The organism is Streptomyces tyrfis (assembly GCF_037034285.1).
Taxonomy (GTDB): domain Bacteria; phylum Actinomycetota; class Actinomycetes; order Streptomycetales; family Streptomycetaceae; genus Streptomyces.
Window position 1 is genome coordinate 51,272 of record NZ_JBAGJZ010000018.1, and the last position, 13,154, is coordinate 64,425.

Below are 13,154 nucleotides of genomic sequence, written 5' to 3' on the forward strand. Positions count from 1 at the left end.
AGCCGCTGGAACCCGAGCCCCTCCGGACACACAAGGAGCGATCATGCCCGCGACCGTCACCGCCGAGGCCGTGCTGGACCTCATCCGGGCCGAACTCATCGACTCGGGCGTCGAGGAGGACACCATCGAGCCCGACGCCAAGTTCGACGACCTCGACATCGACTCGCTGGACGCGGCCGAGCTGATGGCCACGATCAAGCGCACCTACGGGGTCACCGTCCCGCGCGCCGAGCTCGCCGACGTCACGGTCGGTCAGCTCGCCTCCGACGTCGCCCAGAAGGCGGGCCTTTGACGGATCCGGTCGCGGTCACCGGCGTCGGCGCGGTCACCCCCCTCGGCGTCGGCGCGGACGTGCTGGTCGCGCGGCTCGTCGCGGGCGAGTCGGGGCCGGCGGACGGGGACCGGCGCTGCGCGGACTTCGACGCGGGGGACTTCCTCACCCGCCGGGAGAGCAGGCGCAACGCCCGGTTCGCCCGGCTGGCGCTCGTCGCGGCCGCGGAGGCGCTGGACCAGGCGGGGTGGTCCGAGGGGCTGCCCTGCCCCGCCGACGAGATCATGTGCGTCGTGGGCACCGGTCTGGGCGGCGTCCCGGAGAGCCCGGGGGCGGCGGAGGCCACCCCCCTGACGGTGCCGCTGATGATGGCCAACGCCGCCGCGGCGAGCGTGAGCCGGCGCCACGGGCTGCGCGGGGAGTCCTACGCGACGGCGGGCGCCTGCGCCGCCGGGGCCCAGGCCATCGGCACGGCCCTGGCGGCCATCCGGCGCGGCGCGGCGGCGGCCGCGGTCGTGGGCGGGGCCGAGGCCGCGTCGGTGCCGCTCGTCCGCGCGTCGTTCGCGCAGGCCGGAGCCCTCTCCCCCACGGGCAGGTGCGCGCCGTTCGACGCGGACCGCGACGGCTTCGTGATGGGCGAGGGCGCGGGCATCCTCGTCCTGGAGAGCCTGGACGGCGCCCGCGCGCGGGGCGCCCGGATCCTCGGGCTGGTACGGGGCTACGGCGCGAGCTCCGACGCCCACCACCTCACCGCGCCCTCACCGGACGGGCTCCCCGCGGCGCGGGCCGTCCGCCGTGCGCTGGCCGACGCTGGGGCCGCGCCGGAGGACCTCCGCTACATCAACGCGCACGGGACCGGGACCCCGCTGAACGACGAGGCGGAGATCCGCGCGCTGCGGCTGGCCCTGAGCGACGCCCTGGAGTCGGTGCCGCTGTCCTCCACCAAGGCGGCGACCGGGCACCTGTTCGGCGCGGGCGGCGCGGTGGAGGCCATCGTCACCCTCGCCGCGCTGCGCGACCGGCTCGCCCCGCCGACGCACGGACTGGCCCGGCCGGACGAGCGGCTGGGCGCGCTCGACCATGTCCGCACCGCCCGCCGGCTGGCCCCCGGCCCCGGCGGGGCGATCGGGCTGTCCGACTCGCTCGGCTTCGGCGGGCACAACGCCGTTCTCGTGCTGGGGGCGCCACCGTGACCCGGCCGGAGACACGAAGACCCGGCCGGAGGCACCGTGACCCGGCCGGAGACACCATGACCGGACTGGAGGAGGCAGCGTGAACGGAGTCGGGAGCGCCGTGACCGGGCTGGAGGTGCCGTGACCGGAGGCGGGAGCGCCGTGATCGGATTCGACTTCCAGGGCCGTCGCTATCTCGTCACCGGGGTGATGAACCGGGAGTCGATCGCCTGGCACGTCGCCGCCGCGCTCCAGGAGGCGGGCGCCGAGGTCGTCCTCAGCTCGTACGGGCGGGCGGCGCGGATCACCCGCAAGGCGGCGGCGCTGCTGCCGTCCCCGCCGGACGTGCTGGAGCTCGACGTGACGGACGAGGCGGGCTTCGCCGGGATCGCCGAGGAACTGGGGCGGCGGTGGGGCGCGCTCGACGGCGTGCTGCACAGCGTCGCCCACGCGCCGCCCGACGCGGTGGGCGGCAGGTTCCTCGACACGCCCGCCCCCAGCGCGCTGCGCGGGTTCGAGATCTCCGCGTACTCGCTCCAGCGTCTGGCGGCCTCGCTTGCGCCGCTGCTGACCGCGGGCGGGCGGGGCGGCAGCGTCGTGGGCATCACCGTCGACAGCGCCCGCGGTCTTCCCGGTTACGACTGGATGGGCGTCTTCAAGGCGTCGCTGGAGGCGGTCGCCCGTTATCTGGCGCTCCATCTGGGGCCGTCGGGCGTACGGGTCAACCTGGTCGCGGCGGGGCCGCTGGAGACGCTGTCGGCGCGCGGGATCAGCACCTTCGACGCGCTGGCCGACCACTACGAGCGCTGGGCGCCGCTGGGCTGGGACCGCGCCGACCCCCGGCAGGTGGTGGGCGCGGTGCTGTTCCTGCTGTCCGACCTGGCGCGGCACACCACCGGTCAGGTGGTGCACGCCGATGGCGGACTGCACGCCGTCGTGGGCGGAATCGGCGAGCCCCCGAACCGGTCCTCCCCGGGGTAACGGCCATTAACATGGGGCCCTACCCGGTGGGCGGCATCTGCACCCGCTGAAGGACCGCTTCGGCGTAAGGAATTGGCTATGAGCACTGGCTTCCCCCTGTCCCGGAACGCGAATCCCACGCCCGCGGCCGAGCGTGAGAAGATCCTCGCCGCCCCGGGATTCGGCCGTCACTTCACCGACCACATGGCGTCGGCCGTGTGGACGCGGGAAGCCGGCTGGCACGACCGCAAGGTGGGCCCGCTGGAGCCGTTCTCGCTCCACCCCAGCGCCGCCGTGCTGCACTACGCGCAGGAGATCTTCGAGGGGCTGAAGGCCTACCGGCACGCGGACGGCAGCGTCTGGCTGTTCCGCCCAGAGGCCAACGCGCGGCGCTTCGCCCGCTCGGCCGCGCGCCTGGTGCTGCCGGAGCTCTCGGAGGAGGACTTCCTCACGAGCGTGGCGGAGTTGGTCCGCGCGGACGAGGCGTGGGTCCCGGCGTCGTCCGGCGAGGAGAGCCTGTACCTGCGGCCGTTCATGTTCGCCTCGGAGGCGTTCCTCGGTGTGCGGCCGGCAGCCCGGGTCGTCTACTCGGTGATCGCGAGCCCGGCGGGTCCCTACTTCGCGTCCGGTGTCACGGGGGTCACCCTGTGGGTGAGCGAGCGGTTCACCCGGGCCGCGGACGGCGGCACGGGGGCCGCCAAGTGCGGCGGCAACTACGCCGCGAGCCTGGCCGCGCAGATCGAGGCCGAGGAGCACGGCTGCGACCAGGTCATGTACCTGGACAGCGCGGGCAACGGCAACCTGGAGGAGTCCGGGACGATGAACCTGTGCCTGGTCACCTCGGACGGGCACCTGGTGACCCCGGCGCTGGGCACGATCCTGGAGGGCGTCACCCGCGACACCGTCCTGGCCCTGGCGTCCGAGTTCGGCCTGACCCCGCAGGAGCGGTCGGTCGGCCTGGACGAGCTGCGCTCGGGCGCCGAGGACGGCTCCATCACGGAGGTGTTCGCCGCGGGCACGGCGGCGGTCATCACCCCGATCGTCGGCTTCAAGGGCAACGGCTACGAGTTCACCGTCGGGAACGGCGAACCGGGCAAGCAGACCGTGGCCCTGCGCAAGCACGTGCTGGACATCCAGTACGGGCGCGTCGAGGACAAGCACGGCTGGCTGCGCCGGGTCCTCTGAGCCGGATCCCCCGGGGCCGGCTCCTCCCCCGAACCGGCGTGCGCCGACGCCGAGTCGCGTACGGGGGCGGCCGGGACGGGGCGGGCCGGTGGCGGGGTGCGCCGGGCGGGCGGGACCGGTGACGAGGGCGAACACCGGGGCCGGCCGACGCGGCCGGGCGGGCTGTGACGGCCGGTCAGCCGGTGGCGGCCCGGGGACGCGCCTCCTCGGCACGGGCGGCGGGCCTGCCGGGCAGCAGCGAACCGGGCAGCACCCCGAGGGCGGCGACGGCGGCGAGGAGCGGCAGCGCGGACGGGGTCGTCGGCGCGGACAGCTCGCCGGCGCCCGTCGCCACGGCGATGCCCAGGGCCGGGCCGACGTTCACGGCGGTCTGCTTGAGCCCGCCGACCGTTCCGGCGTCGCCGGGCGGCGCGTCTCCCACGACGGTCCCGGTGGCGGTGACCATCACGGCGGCGAACCCGGCGCCGAGCACGGCGCAGGCCGCGGCCATGACCGGCCACGAGCCGGCCGCACCGGGCCGGGACAGCACCGCGATGCCGAGCACGACGAGAGCCGTGCCGGTGACGGCGGTACGGCGCGGGCCGTACCGGCGCAGCGCGACGGCGGCGACGGGCGCGCCGAGGACCATGAGCACGGTGAGCGGAAGCACTCGCAGGCCGCCGGCGAGCGGATCGAGGCGCAGGACGTCCTGGAGGCGGAACGTCATCGTGAACAGGGCGCCGAACAGACCGGCGGTGGTGACCAGCAGAAGTGCCATCGACGCGGTCACCGGGACGGACCGGGCGACGGCGCGTGGCACGACCGGGTGTTCGGTGCGGCGTTCGTGTCGGACGAACAGCGCCGTCAGGGCAGCGGCGGCGGCGAGGCCGAGCGCCGTCGGCGGGGCGGTCCATCCGCCCGCGGGCACCGCGGCCAGGGCGTGGACCAGCGCCGTCAGGGCGGCCGCCAGCAGGGCCGCGCCGACGAGGTCGAGCCGTCGGGAGCCGGTGCGCACGGGCGGCCGAGGCCGGACCGCGAGCGCGAGCACGGCGATCACGAGGGCGATGGGGACGTTGATCCAGAACACGGCGCGCCAGCCCAGGTGTGCTACCAGGACGCCGCCGAGGACCGGCCCGCCCGCCGCCGCCAGCGCGACCGCACCGGTGCGGACGGCGATCGGCGTGCCGAGCCGGTCGGCGGGATACGCCTGTCGCAGCAGGGCGAGCGTCGCCGGCTGGAAGAGCGCGCCGGACACCCCCTGGGCGACGCGGAAGGCGATGACCCAGCCGGCTGTCGACGCGAGCGCGACGCCCGCCGAGGCAGCCCCGAAGCCGAGCACACCGAGGAACAGCGACAACCGGTGACCGTACCGGTCGCCGAGGCGTCCGGCGACGACGAGCAGTCCCGCCACCGCGATCAGATAGCCGGTGCTGGTCCACTGAAGCTGGGCCGCGCTCGCGCCGAGGTCGCGGCGCAGGCCGGGTTGCGCCATCAGCAGGACGGTGCCGTCGAGCGCGACGATCATCGCTCCGGCCACGCTGACCAGGAGCACCAGATGTCTCCGGGCGGATCCGGTCACGGGACCACCGGGCCGAGATGGGCGTCCAGCGCGGCCGAGACGAGCCGGTCGACGTGGTCGCCGCCCTGGGGCAGGTCCCCGAGGGCGAGCCCGAGGCTGCCCCAGGCGGCCAGCTGGACGATGCCGTGCAGGTTCGCCCACAGGGCGGCGGCCGTCGTCTCCGGCGGCACGGGGGTCCCCCCGGGCCCGCCCCGCCGGGCGGCGTCGGCGGACTCCGCCCGGCACAGCTCCACGAGTTCGACGATGCGCCGGAACAGCGGCAGGGTCGACGCTCGCAGCGGCGGCTGCCCCGCCTCTTCCCGCTGCCCGCCGTCCAGCAGGTCATGACGGAACATCAGCTCGAACATGCCCCGGCGCTCCCGCGCGTACCCGACATACGCGCGTGCCAGGGCGGCGAGTCGGTCACGCGGCGCCGGAACGGCCGCGGTCGCGGCCGCGAACCGTGCGCCGAGGTCGTCGAAGCCGCGCCGGGCGATCGCCGACAGCAAGGCCTGGTGGGTGGGGAAATGGCGGCGCGGCGCCCCGTGCGACACCCCGGCCCGGCGGGCGATCTCCCGCAGTCCCACGGAGGCGGTGCCTTCGGTCAGCACCAGGTCGGCTCCGACGTCGATCAGCCGCTCGCGAAGCGAGCGCTCCTCAGCCACAGATGTCATAGACACTGTCTACCATCGGCCGTAGACAGTGTCTACCGGCTGAAGAGCGAACTGGTGGCCCACGTCGCCCGCTTGCCGGCGCCGGGCGTACCGGCACTCGCGTGCGCGGAGCCGAGGAGGCAACCGCCGGCCGACGCCACACGCCACTCGGCGTCGGGCTCGTCGCCCGCCTCGGCCGCAGCGAGTTCCGCCGCCGGCTCCGGCGCCCCGTACCGGGCGGCGTCCAGCGCCGGCAACTGCCGTCGCACCCCAGGAGCCGCGTACTTGTGCACGCGCATCGACGCCCGGTACACCGCGGCCACCAGCGCCTCTTCAGCGCCGACGGCACGGTCCAACTCGGCCCGCACCTGGGCTGGTTCGGCATTCACCAGCCGCCCCGGACTCAGCGGGCGGCCGCCGGGGCGGCAGCTCGGTCGGCGATCAGCCGGACGATCTCGCGCTGGTGCTCCGTCAGATAGAAGTGGCCGCCCCGGAAGACGCGGAACTCGAAGGCCCCGTCGGTGTGCTGGGACCAGGCCCTGGCCTCGTCGAGGGTGACCTTGGGGTCGTTGTCGCCGACCAGGCTCCACACGGGGCAGCTCAGTCGCGGGCCCGGCCGGTACGCGTAGGTCTCGACGGCCCGGTAGTCGGCGCGGATCGCGGGCATGGCCATGCGGATCAGCTCGGTGTCGTCGAGGACGGCCGCCTCGGTCCCGCTCAGCAGCCGCATCTCCGCGATGATCCCGTCGTCGTCGCGCAGATGGACGGTCTCCGTGCGCGAGGTGGCGGGGGCCCGGCGGGCGGAGGCGAACAGGGCGTGCGGGACGATGCCGTGGTCCTGCTCCAGGCGGCGTGCGACCTCGAAGCCGAGGGTCGCGCCCATGCTGTGGCCGAACAGCACCAGCGGGCGGTCCGCCCAGGCCAGGAGGACGGAGGTGACCTGGTCGGCGAGTTCCTGGATCGTGGGGACGCAGGGTTCGGCACGCCGGTCCTGGCGGCCCGGGTACTGCACGGAGAGCACGTCGGCGAGGACCGGCAGGGCCGCCGACAGCGGACGGTAGAAGGTCGCCGAGCCGCCCGCGTGCGGCAGGCACACCACTCTGACCGCCGCGTCGGGGCGGGGGTGGTAGCGGCGAATCCACAGGCGGTCCTGCTCGGCGGGCGTGGTCATGGGGCGCGGGTTCCCTTCGTGGCGGCACGGCACCGGGGGCACGGGGTGTGCCCCCGGCAGTCTCACCGGACGGTCGCACGGGTCACAACCCCTACCGACCCTTCGGCCCCGCCCGCGGCCTGCGGGCGGGGCTCGTGCCCGGGTCCGGCGGCGGGCGGGGCCGGGCGTCGAGGTCAGGCGTTGAGGTACGCCAGGACCGCCAGCACGCGGCGGTTGTTGTCGCTCGACGGGGGGAGCATCAGCTTGGTGAAGATGCTGGAGATGTGTTTCGCCGCCGCGCCCTCGGTGACGGTGAGGCGCTGCGCGATGGCGGTGTTGGAGCATCCCTCCGCCATGAGCTCCAGGACCTGGCGTTCGCGGGCGGTGAGCGCGGCCAGCGGTTCGTCGCGGGAGTGGGAGACCATCAGCTGGGCCACGACGGCCGGGTCCATGGCGGTGCCGCCGGCGGCGACCCGGCGCACCGCGTCGATGAACTGCTCGTCGTCGAGGACGCTGTCCTTGAGCAGATAGCCGATGCCGCCGGTGCCGTCGGCCAGCAGTTCGCGGGCGTACATCTGCTCGACGTGCTGGGAGAGCACGAGGATCGGCAGGCCGGGCTGTTCCTGGCGGGCGCGGAGGGCCGCCTGGAGTCCCTCGGTGGTGAAGGTGGGCGGTAATCGGACGTCCACCACGGCCACGTCCGGCCGGTGTTCGGCGAGGGCGGCTCGCAGGTCCGCGCCGTTGTCGACGGCGGCGACGACCTCGCAGTCGTACGCCTCCAGCAGCTGGATGATTCCCTGCCTCAGAAGGAAGAGGTCTTCGGCGAGGACAACGCGCACGGTAGCTCCATTTTCATCACGGTGGGACCGCCTCGGGGGCTGTCGATCTCCAGCACCCCGTCAAAGGATGCCAGCCGTCGGCGGATGCCCTCCAGACCGCTCCCGGCCGACGTCTCCGCGCCGCCGCGGCCGTCGTCGGTGACGCGTCCGTGCAGGGTGTCGTCGGCGTACCAGACGACCACCTCCACGTGCTGGGCCTCGGCGTGCTTGAGGGCGTTGGTCAGCAGTTCCGACACGGAGAAGTAGACGGCGGACTCGACCGGGTCGGGCAGGCCGGCGGGCAGGTCCGCGACGACCGTGACGGGCAGCGGGCTGGCCAGGCCCAGGGCTCGCAGGGCGTCCGCGAGGCCCCGCTCGGCCAGGACCGGGGGGTGGATCCCCCGGACCAGGTCGCGCAGTTCGCGCAGGGCCAGCACCGAGGAGCTGCGGGCCTGGCGCAGCAGTCGGCGTGCCTCCTCGGTGTCCTGGTCCAGTTTCCGGTCGACGGCGCCGAGTTCGAGGCCGAGGCTGACCAGCCGGGCCTGGGCGCCGTCGTGCAGGTCGCGTTCGATGCGGCGGAGTTCGGCGGCCTGGATGTCGAGCGCCCCGGAGCGGGTCTCGGACAGGTGCCTGACCCGGGAGGCCAGGCGGGCGCGCTGGGTCGGGCCCAGCAGGAAGAGGACGAAGTAGGCGTGGCCCTTGAGCAGCCAGCGGCTGAGGAACAGCCAGCCGGCGAGCACGGCGAGCGCCACCAGGCCGGCGGCGAGGGCGGCGGGCCAGCTGTCGACCGTGAGGGAGGCGTACAACCGGCCGGTGCCGTCGGCGGCGAGCGGCAGCCACAGCCCGCAGGCCAGGGCCAGTCCCTCGCCCGCGTAGTAGAGCAGGCCGGCCGGGGCGAAGCCGAGGAGCAGGCCGACGGCGGAGTTGAGGAGGAGCCAGGCCAGGTCGCGCCAGGTCGCGGGGTCGGCGAGGATCCACTTGCAGCGGCGCACCCAGCCGACGATGTCCCGTTCGATCTCCTCCGGTGCGGGCCGGTACGGCCGTTCCACGTGGACGCCGCAGCGGGCGGCGGCCCGGCGGTTGAGGTCGCAGAGCCAACGGACCGCCGTGGTCAGGTAGGGCAGGGCGAGGAAGCCGATCCCTATGAGGCACAGGATGATGAAGTAGCCGGTGGTGAGGAAGAGGACGACCGAGGTCAGGGCCCCGGCGGCGATGAGCACGCCGGTCAGGGTGTCCAGGGCGGCGCGGCGCAGCAGTCGCATGCGCCCATGATCCCATCCCGGGGCGGTGGTTGGGGGGCCGTCCCCGCACGGGGGCGTCGGGGACGGCCCGGCGTCGGCAGGGCTCACGCGGCCTTCACGGTCTCGACGGCGGGGGTGCGCATGCCGCGCCACGAGGGCAGCAGGGTGGCGCCGAAGACCAGCAGCAGGGATCCGCCGACGACGGCGAGGTAGACGCCGATGGATCCGGAGGGCAGGTAGGAGTCGGCCTTGACCATGCTGTAGGGCACGATGGTGGTGGCGGACGCGAGCGTGCCGAGGACGGTCGCGATGACTCCGATGAGCACGCCCTCGACGGTCAGCATGCCGAGCACCTGGCGGCGGGTCGCCCCGGTGAGCTGCTGGAGGCCGAACTCGGCGCGCCGTTTGCGGGTGACGGCCACCAGGGTGTTGACGACGGTGATGGCGGCGTATCCGACGATCATGGCGACGATGGTGTAGTTGGCGGCGACCAGGATCTGCTGGATCTGGTTGTTGCGGCCGGCCAGTGAGGAGCTGTCGTCGAACTCGGCGCCGGGCACGCCGGCCGCCAGCCGGGCCAGCTGGTCGCGGGCCTCGGCCGAGGCGCCGGGGGCGGACCGGACGAGGATCTGGTGCGGGAGCCCGTCGCCGGTGTGCCGGGCGAGTTCCGTCGCGGGCAGGGTGAGGTACTGCTGCTTGGGGTTGTCGGTGTAGAGGGCGACGACGGTGGGGCGTGCGGCGCTGCCGTCGCCGAGGTGCATCGGCAGCCGGTCGCCGACGCCGACGCCGTACTCCCGGGCCTTCTTCTCGGAGAGGGCGACGGTGTCGCCGCGCAGGTCGGTCAGCGAGCCGGCGACGACGGGCAGGTCGAGGTTCTGCCCTGCGCCGTCGGCGGACACGCCGCGCAGGTCGACGTCGGCGCGCCCGTCGGGGGCGTCGACGAAGCCGCGGCTGGTGACGAACTCGGAGGCGGCGGCGACGCCGGGGGTGGCGCGGACCCGGTCGAGGACGTCGGGGGCGAAGCCGCCGGTGGAGGAGTCGAGGACGTAGTCGGCCAGGATGTTGCGGTCGTAGGAGCTCTGGGAGACGTGGTCCTCGGTGGTCTGCATGTAGAGGGTGCCGGTGGCGATGCCGATGAGCAGGACGATGGGGGCGACGGCGCCCGCCATGCGGACGTGGGCGGTGACCGCGTTGCGCAGGGCGAGTTGGCCGGAGACCCCGGTCAGGCCGCGGACCGGCAGCCACAGCAGGGCGGTCATCGCCTTGACGATGCCGGGGGCGAGCAGGGCCAGGCCGACGCAGAACAGCACGGAGGCGGGTCCGGCGGTGCTGGCGAGGGTGGGGCCGTCCTCCATGACGGTGGCGGTGGTGATCGCGAGGCCGAGGCCGCCCGCCAGGAAGAACACCGCGAGCAGCAGGCGCGGCACGCTGAACCAGCGGGCGCCGGCGGCGGCCTCGGCCAGCGCGGCGACGGGCTCGGTGCGGGCGGCCCTGCGGCCGGCGAAGCGGGTGGCCCCGGCGGCGGCGAGCACGGTGACGACGGCGCCGACGGCCATCGGCAGCCAGCCGGCGTGGTACACGATCGCGGAGGACACCACGCCGCTGGAGGTGAGCACGCCGAACAGCAGCCGGCCGAGCAACTGGCCGGGGTACAGGGCCAGCAGCACCGAGCTGACGGAGAGCACGGCGGTCTCGCACAGGATCATGCGGCGCAGCTGGCGGGGGGTGGAGCCGACGGCGCGCAGCAGGGCCATCTCGCGGGAGCGCTGCTGGAGCGAGAGTCCGAGGGTGGAGGCGACGCCGAACATCACGATGAGCACCACGGAGGAGCCGAAGATGGCCGCGAGGATCACGACGGTGCGCTGGCTGGCGAGGGTGCCGGGCAGCTCGGCCAGGCCGCGGCGCTCGCCGGTGAGCACCTCGGCCCGGTCGCCGACGGCCGACCGCACGGCGGCGGCGACGGCGGACGTGGTGGCGCCCCGCTCGGGCAGCACGCCGATGGAGTCGATCCGTCCGCCGGCCAGGGCGCGGGCCTCGTCGTCGCTGAAGAACACCGCGGCGGCGGGGTCGCGGTCACCGCGCTGCGCGGCGGTGCCGCTGACCCGGTAGCGCCTGGTCTCGCCGCGGACGACGACGTCGACGAAGGAGCCGGGGCGGGCGCCGGCGCGTTCCGCGAGCCGGGTGTCGAGGGCGATCTCGCCGCCGGTGACGGGGGAGGCACCGGCGGCGAGGGCATAGGGGGTGAGGCGGGCCGCGGCCCAGCCGTGGCCGTAGGAGGCGTCCTCACCGGTCAGGGGCCTGCCGTCCTTGAGGACGGTGGCGGGGAACGACACGTCGGCGACAGCCTCGCGGACGCCCTCGGCGCGGGCGACCTCGTCGACCAGGCCGGGGTCGATGCGGCGGCGTTCCGTCAGGGCGGTGGAGTCGTAGGTCTGTTCACCGGTGACGACGACCGGGGCGTCGTTCAGGCGCTGCGGTTCGGCGGCCATCCGCACGCCGGTCTCCATCAGGCCGCCGCAGCCGATGACGATCGCGGCGCCGAGGAACATGGCGAGGAAGGTGGCGACGAAGCTGGTCCGCCGGAACTTCAGGGTGCGCAGGGCGAGCCGCCACATCAGTACATCCCTCCGGCGGCGAGCGTCGCGGTCTGCCCGCGGGTCTCGTCCTCCCAGGCGCCGAGCCGGGTCATCCGGGCCGCGACGGCGTCGGCCGTCGGCCGGTGCAGTTCGCCCGCGAGGCGTCCGTCGGCGAGGAAGACGACGCGGTCGGCGTACGAGGCGGCCACCGGGTCGTGGGTGACCATGACCAGGGTCTGGCCGGCCGTGTCGACGGACTCGCGCAGCAGGGCCAGCACGGCGGCGGCGGTGCGGGTGTCGAGCGCCCCGGTGGGCTCGTCGGCGAAGACCACGGCGGGCCGGGTGACCAGGGCGCGTGCGATGGCGACGCGCTGCTGCTGGCCGCCGGAGAGTTCGGACGGCAGGTGGTTGAGACGCTCGCCCAGGCCGACCCGCTGCACCACGGAGCGGATGAGGGCCTTGTCGGGCCGCCGGCCGGCGAGTTGCAGCGGCAGCATGATGTTCTGCATCACGGTCAGCGCGGGCAGCAGGTTGAAGGACTGGAAGATGAAGCCGACGCGGTCGCGGCGGAGTTCGGTCAGCTGGGTGTCGTCGAGCCCGCCGAGGTCGGCGCCGCCGACGGTGACGGTGCCGGAGGTGGGCCGGACGAGTCCCGCGGCGCAGTGCAGGAAGGTGCTCTTGCCGGATCCGGACGGTCCCATCACGGCGGTGAAGGTGGCGTCGGCGAAGCTCATGGAGAGTTCCCCGAGCGCGGTCACCTGGCTGCCGGCTCGGCCGTAGACCTTCGACACGGCGTCCAGCCGTACCGCCTCCGAGCGGTGTAGGTCGTGTGATGTGTGCACTGGGGCTCCCCCATGAGACGACGCGCTTGCCACGCGGTTTCTGCGGACCAGATTAGGAGCGGCGGGGGGCCGTGCACATTGGCCTTATCCCGCCGATTCGAGGTAGAGGTTTCTCTACCTCGATACGGCACGGAAGTGGAGCCGTCCGGCGATTCCCACCCCGGAACGGCAAATGCCTTCGAATGTTGTACTGGTGACCTGTCAAGCGGGCAGAAATGCGCATCGGGCAACTCCATGTGGCACCACCTTGTCCGAATCATTTCCCCCCTCGGAAAGTGCAGCCTCCGCCAGTGCCCCGGGGCATGAGAACGGGTAACGTCGAAGCGTCCGACGAACCCTCTAGGGATGGGATTCTCTGTGTCCAGGACAGCCGGCCCCCTCGGGGCCGACAGGCATCGCCGCACGTCATGCATGGGATCGGTGCGGTATGGGGCATGAGCAGGGGCTGATCGCGAGCGTGCGGCCCGACGGATACCTGGAACTGTTCTCACCCCGTACCGGAAAACGCCACAGGTGCGGTCCGCGCGGCACCACGATGTGGCTGGCCCTGCAACGGTGCGATTGGCGATCGGAATTGGCCGCCGAAGAAGTGGCCTTTCGGCTGGGTGTGGATCCGGACAGCATTCGGTGCGATATAGATGCCTGGATTTCGCATTTTCGTGAGGCCGGGGAGTGAAGAAGCCGCGGGGTCGCGGCAGTCTTTCGACCGCCGCGACCCCGCGGCCAAGGGCTGCCCGGGTAATCCTCCG

13 protein-coding genes are annotated in these 13,154 nt (G+C 74.0%); 5 read left to right on the forward strand and 8 right to left on the reverse strand.

Features of this window, described 5'->3' with window-relative positions; translation table 11 throughout:
* The first annotated feature begins 43 nt into the window (after positions 1 to 43).
* From WA762_RS16160 to WA762_RS16175, 4 genes are all read left to right on the forward strand, one after another.
* Positions 44 to 292: an acyl carrier protein gene (locus WA762_RS16160; protein ID WP_335936410.1), complete on the forward strand. Its 249-nt coding sequence runs from the start codon at positions 44 to 46 to the stop codon at positions 290 to 292.
* Positions 289 to 1,464: a beta-ketoacyl-[acyl-carrier-protein] synthase family protein gene (locus WA762_RS16165; protein ID WP_335936411.1), complete on the forward strand. Its 1,176-nt coding sequence runs from the start codon at positions 289 to 291 to the stop codon at positions 1,462 to 1,464. Before WA762_RS16160 ends, WA762_RS16165 begins: the two co-directional genes overlap by 4 nt.
* A 120-nt stretch (positions 1,465 to 1,584) precedes the next feature.
* Positions 1,585 to 2,424, forward strand: a complete 840-nt coding sequence (gene fabI, locus WA762_RS16170; RefSeq protein ID WP_335936412.1) for an enoyl-ACP reductase FabI — start codon at positions 1,585 to 1,587, stop codon at positions 2,422 to 2,424.
* 78 nt (positions 2,425 to 2,502) lie between these two features.
* Positions 2,503 to 3,588: a branched-chain amino acid aminotransferase gene (locus WA762_RS16175; RefSeq protein WP_335936413.1), complete on the forward strand. Its 1,086-nt coding sequence runs from the start codon at positions 2,503 to 2,505 to the stop codon at positions 3,586 to 3,588.
* Positions 3,589 to 3,763: 175 nt separating this feature from the next.
* Here the strand turns inward: WA762_RS16175 and WA762_RS16180 are convergent, their stop codons facing one another.
* From WA762_RS16180 to WA762_RS16215, 8 genes are all read right to left on the reverse strand, one after another.
* A complete protein-coding gene (locus WA762_RS16180) occupies positions 3,764 to 5,146 on the reverse strand; it encodes an MFS transporter (RefSeq protein WP_443080603.1) in 1,383 nt (460 codons plus the stop codon).
* Positions 5,143 to 5,790, reverse strand: coding sequence for a TetR/AcrR family transcriptional regulator (locus tag WA762_RS16185; RefSeq protein WP_335936466.1), 648 nt, complete (start codon positions 5,788 to 5,790; stop codon positions 5,143 to 5,145). The genes WA762_RS16180 and WA762_RS16185 overlap by 4 nt, the downstream gene beginning before the upstream one ends.
* A gap of 41 nt (positions 5,791 to 5,831) precedes the next feature.
* Entirely contained in the window at positions 5,832 to 6,167 is a 336-nt protein-coding gene (locus WA762_RS16190) for a hypothetical protein (protein ID WP_335936414.1), read from the reverse strand.
* A gap of 14 nt (positions 6,168 to 6,181) precedes the next feature.
* Positions 6,182 to 6,949 carry a thioesterase II family protein gene (locus WA762_RS16195; RefSeq protein WP_335936415.1) on the reverse strand — a complete coding sequence of 256 codons (768 nt, stop codon included), beginning with the start codon at positions 6,947 to 6,949 and terminating at the stop codon, positions 6,182 to 6,184.
* Positions 6,950 to 7,122: 173 nt separating this feature from the next.
* Positions 7,123 to 7,767 carry a response regulator transcription factor gene (locus WA762_RS16200; RefSeq protein WP_335936416.1) on the reverse strand — a complete coding sequence of 215 codons (645 nt, stop codon included), beginning with the start codon at positions 7,765 to 7,767 and terminating at the stop codon, positions 7,123 to 7,125.
* A complete protein-coding gene (locus WA762_RS16205; protein ID WP_335936417.1) occupies positions 7,731 to 9,008 on the reverse strand; it encodes a sensor histidine kinase in 1,278 nt (425 codons plus the stop codon). Before WA762_RS16205 ends, WA762_RS16200 begins: the two co-directional genes overlap by 37 nt.
* Positions 9,009 to 9,091: 83 nt before the next feature.
* Positions 9,092 to 11,602 carry an FtsX-like permease family protein gene (locus WA762_RS16210; protein ID WP_335936418.1) on the reverse strand — a complete coding sequence of 837 codons (2,511 nt, stop codon included), beginning with the start codon at positions 11,600 to 11,602 and terminating at the stop codon, positions 9,092 to 9,094.
* Positions 11,602 to 12,405, reverse strand: coding sequence for an ABC transporter ATP-binding protein (locus WA762_RS16215; protein ID WP_335936419.1), 804 nt, complete (start codon positions 12,403 to 12,405; stop codon positions 11,602 to 11,604). The genes WA762_RS16210 and WA762_RS16215 overlap by 1 nt, the downstream gene beginning before the upstream one ends.
* A gap of 427 nt (positions 12,406 to 12,832) precedes the next feature.
* On the opposite strand from WA762_RS16215, the gene WA762_RS16220 reads away from it, so the two are divergent.
* Complete coding sequence (locus WA762_RS16220; protein ID WP_335936420.1) at positions 12,833 to 13,081, forward strand: hypothetical protein; 249 nt, start codon at positions 12,833 to 12,835, stop codon at positions 13,079 to 13,081.
* Positions 13,082 to 13,154 lie beyond the last annotated feature (73 nt).

What these genes read in the sequence shown, in the direction of transcription:
- WA762_RS16160 (WP_335936410.1), top strand. Translation starts at nt 44, where the DNA reads ATGCCCGCGACCGTCACCGCCGAGGCCGTGCTGGACCTCATCCGGGCC.
- WA762_RS16175 (WP_335936413.1), top strand. Translation starts at nt 2,503, where the DNA reads ATGAGCACTGGCTTCCCCCTGTCCCGGAACGCGAATCCCACGCCCGCG.
- WA762_RS16195 (WP_335936415.1), bottom strand. Translation starts at nt 6,949, where the DNA reads ATGACCACGCCCGCCGAGCAGGACCGCCTGTGGATTCGCCGCTACCAC.
- WA762_RS16205 (WP_335936417.1), bottom strand. Translation starts at nt 9,008, where the DNA reads ATGCGACTGCTGCGCCGCGCCGCCCTGGACACCCTGACCGGCGTGCTC.
- WA762_RS16210 (WP_335936418.1), bottom strand. Translation starts at nt 11,602, where the DNA reads ATGTGGCGGCTCGCCCTGCGCACCCTGAAGTTCCGGCGGACCAGCTTC.
- WA762_RS16220 (WP_335936420.1), top strand. Translation starts at nt 12,833, where the DNA reads ATGGGGCATGAGCAGGGGCTGATCGCGAGCGTGCGGCCCGACGGATAC.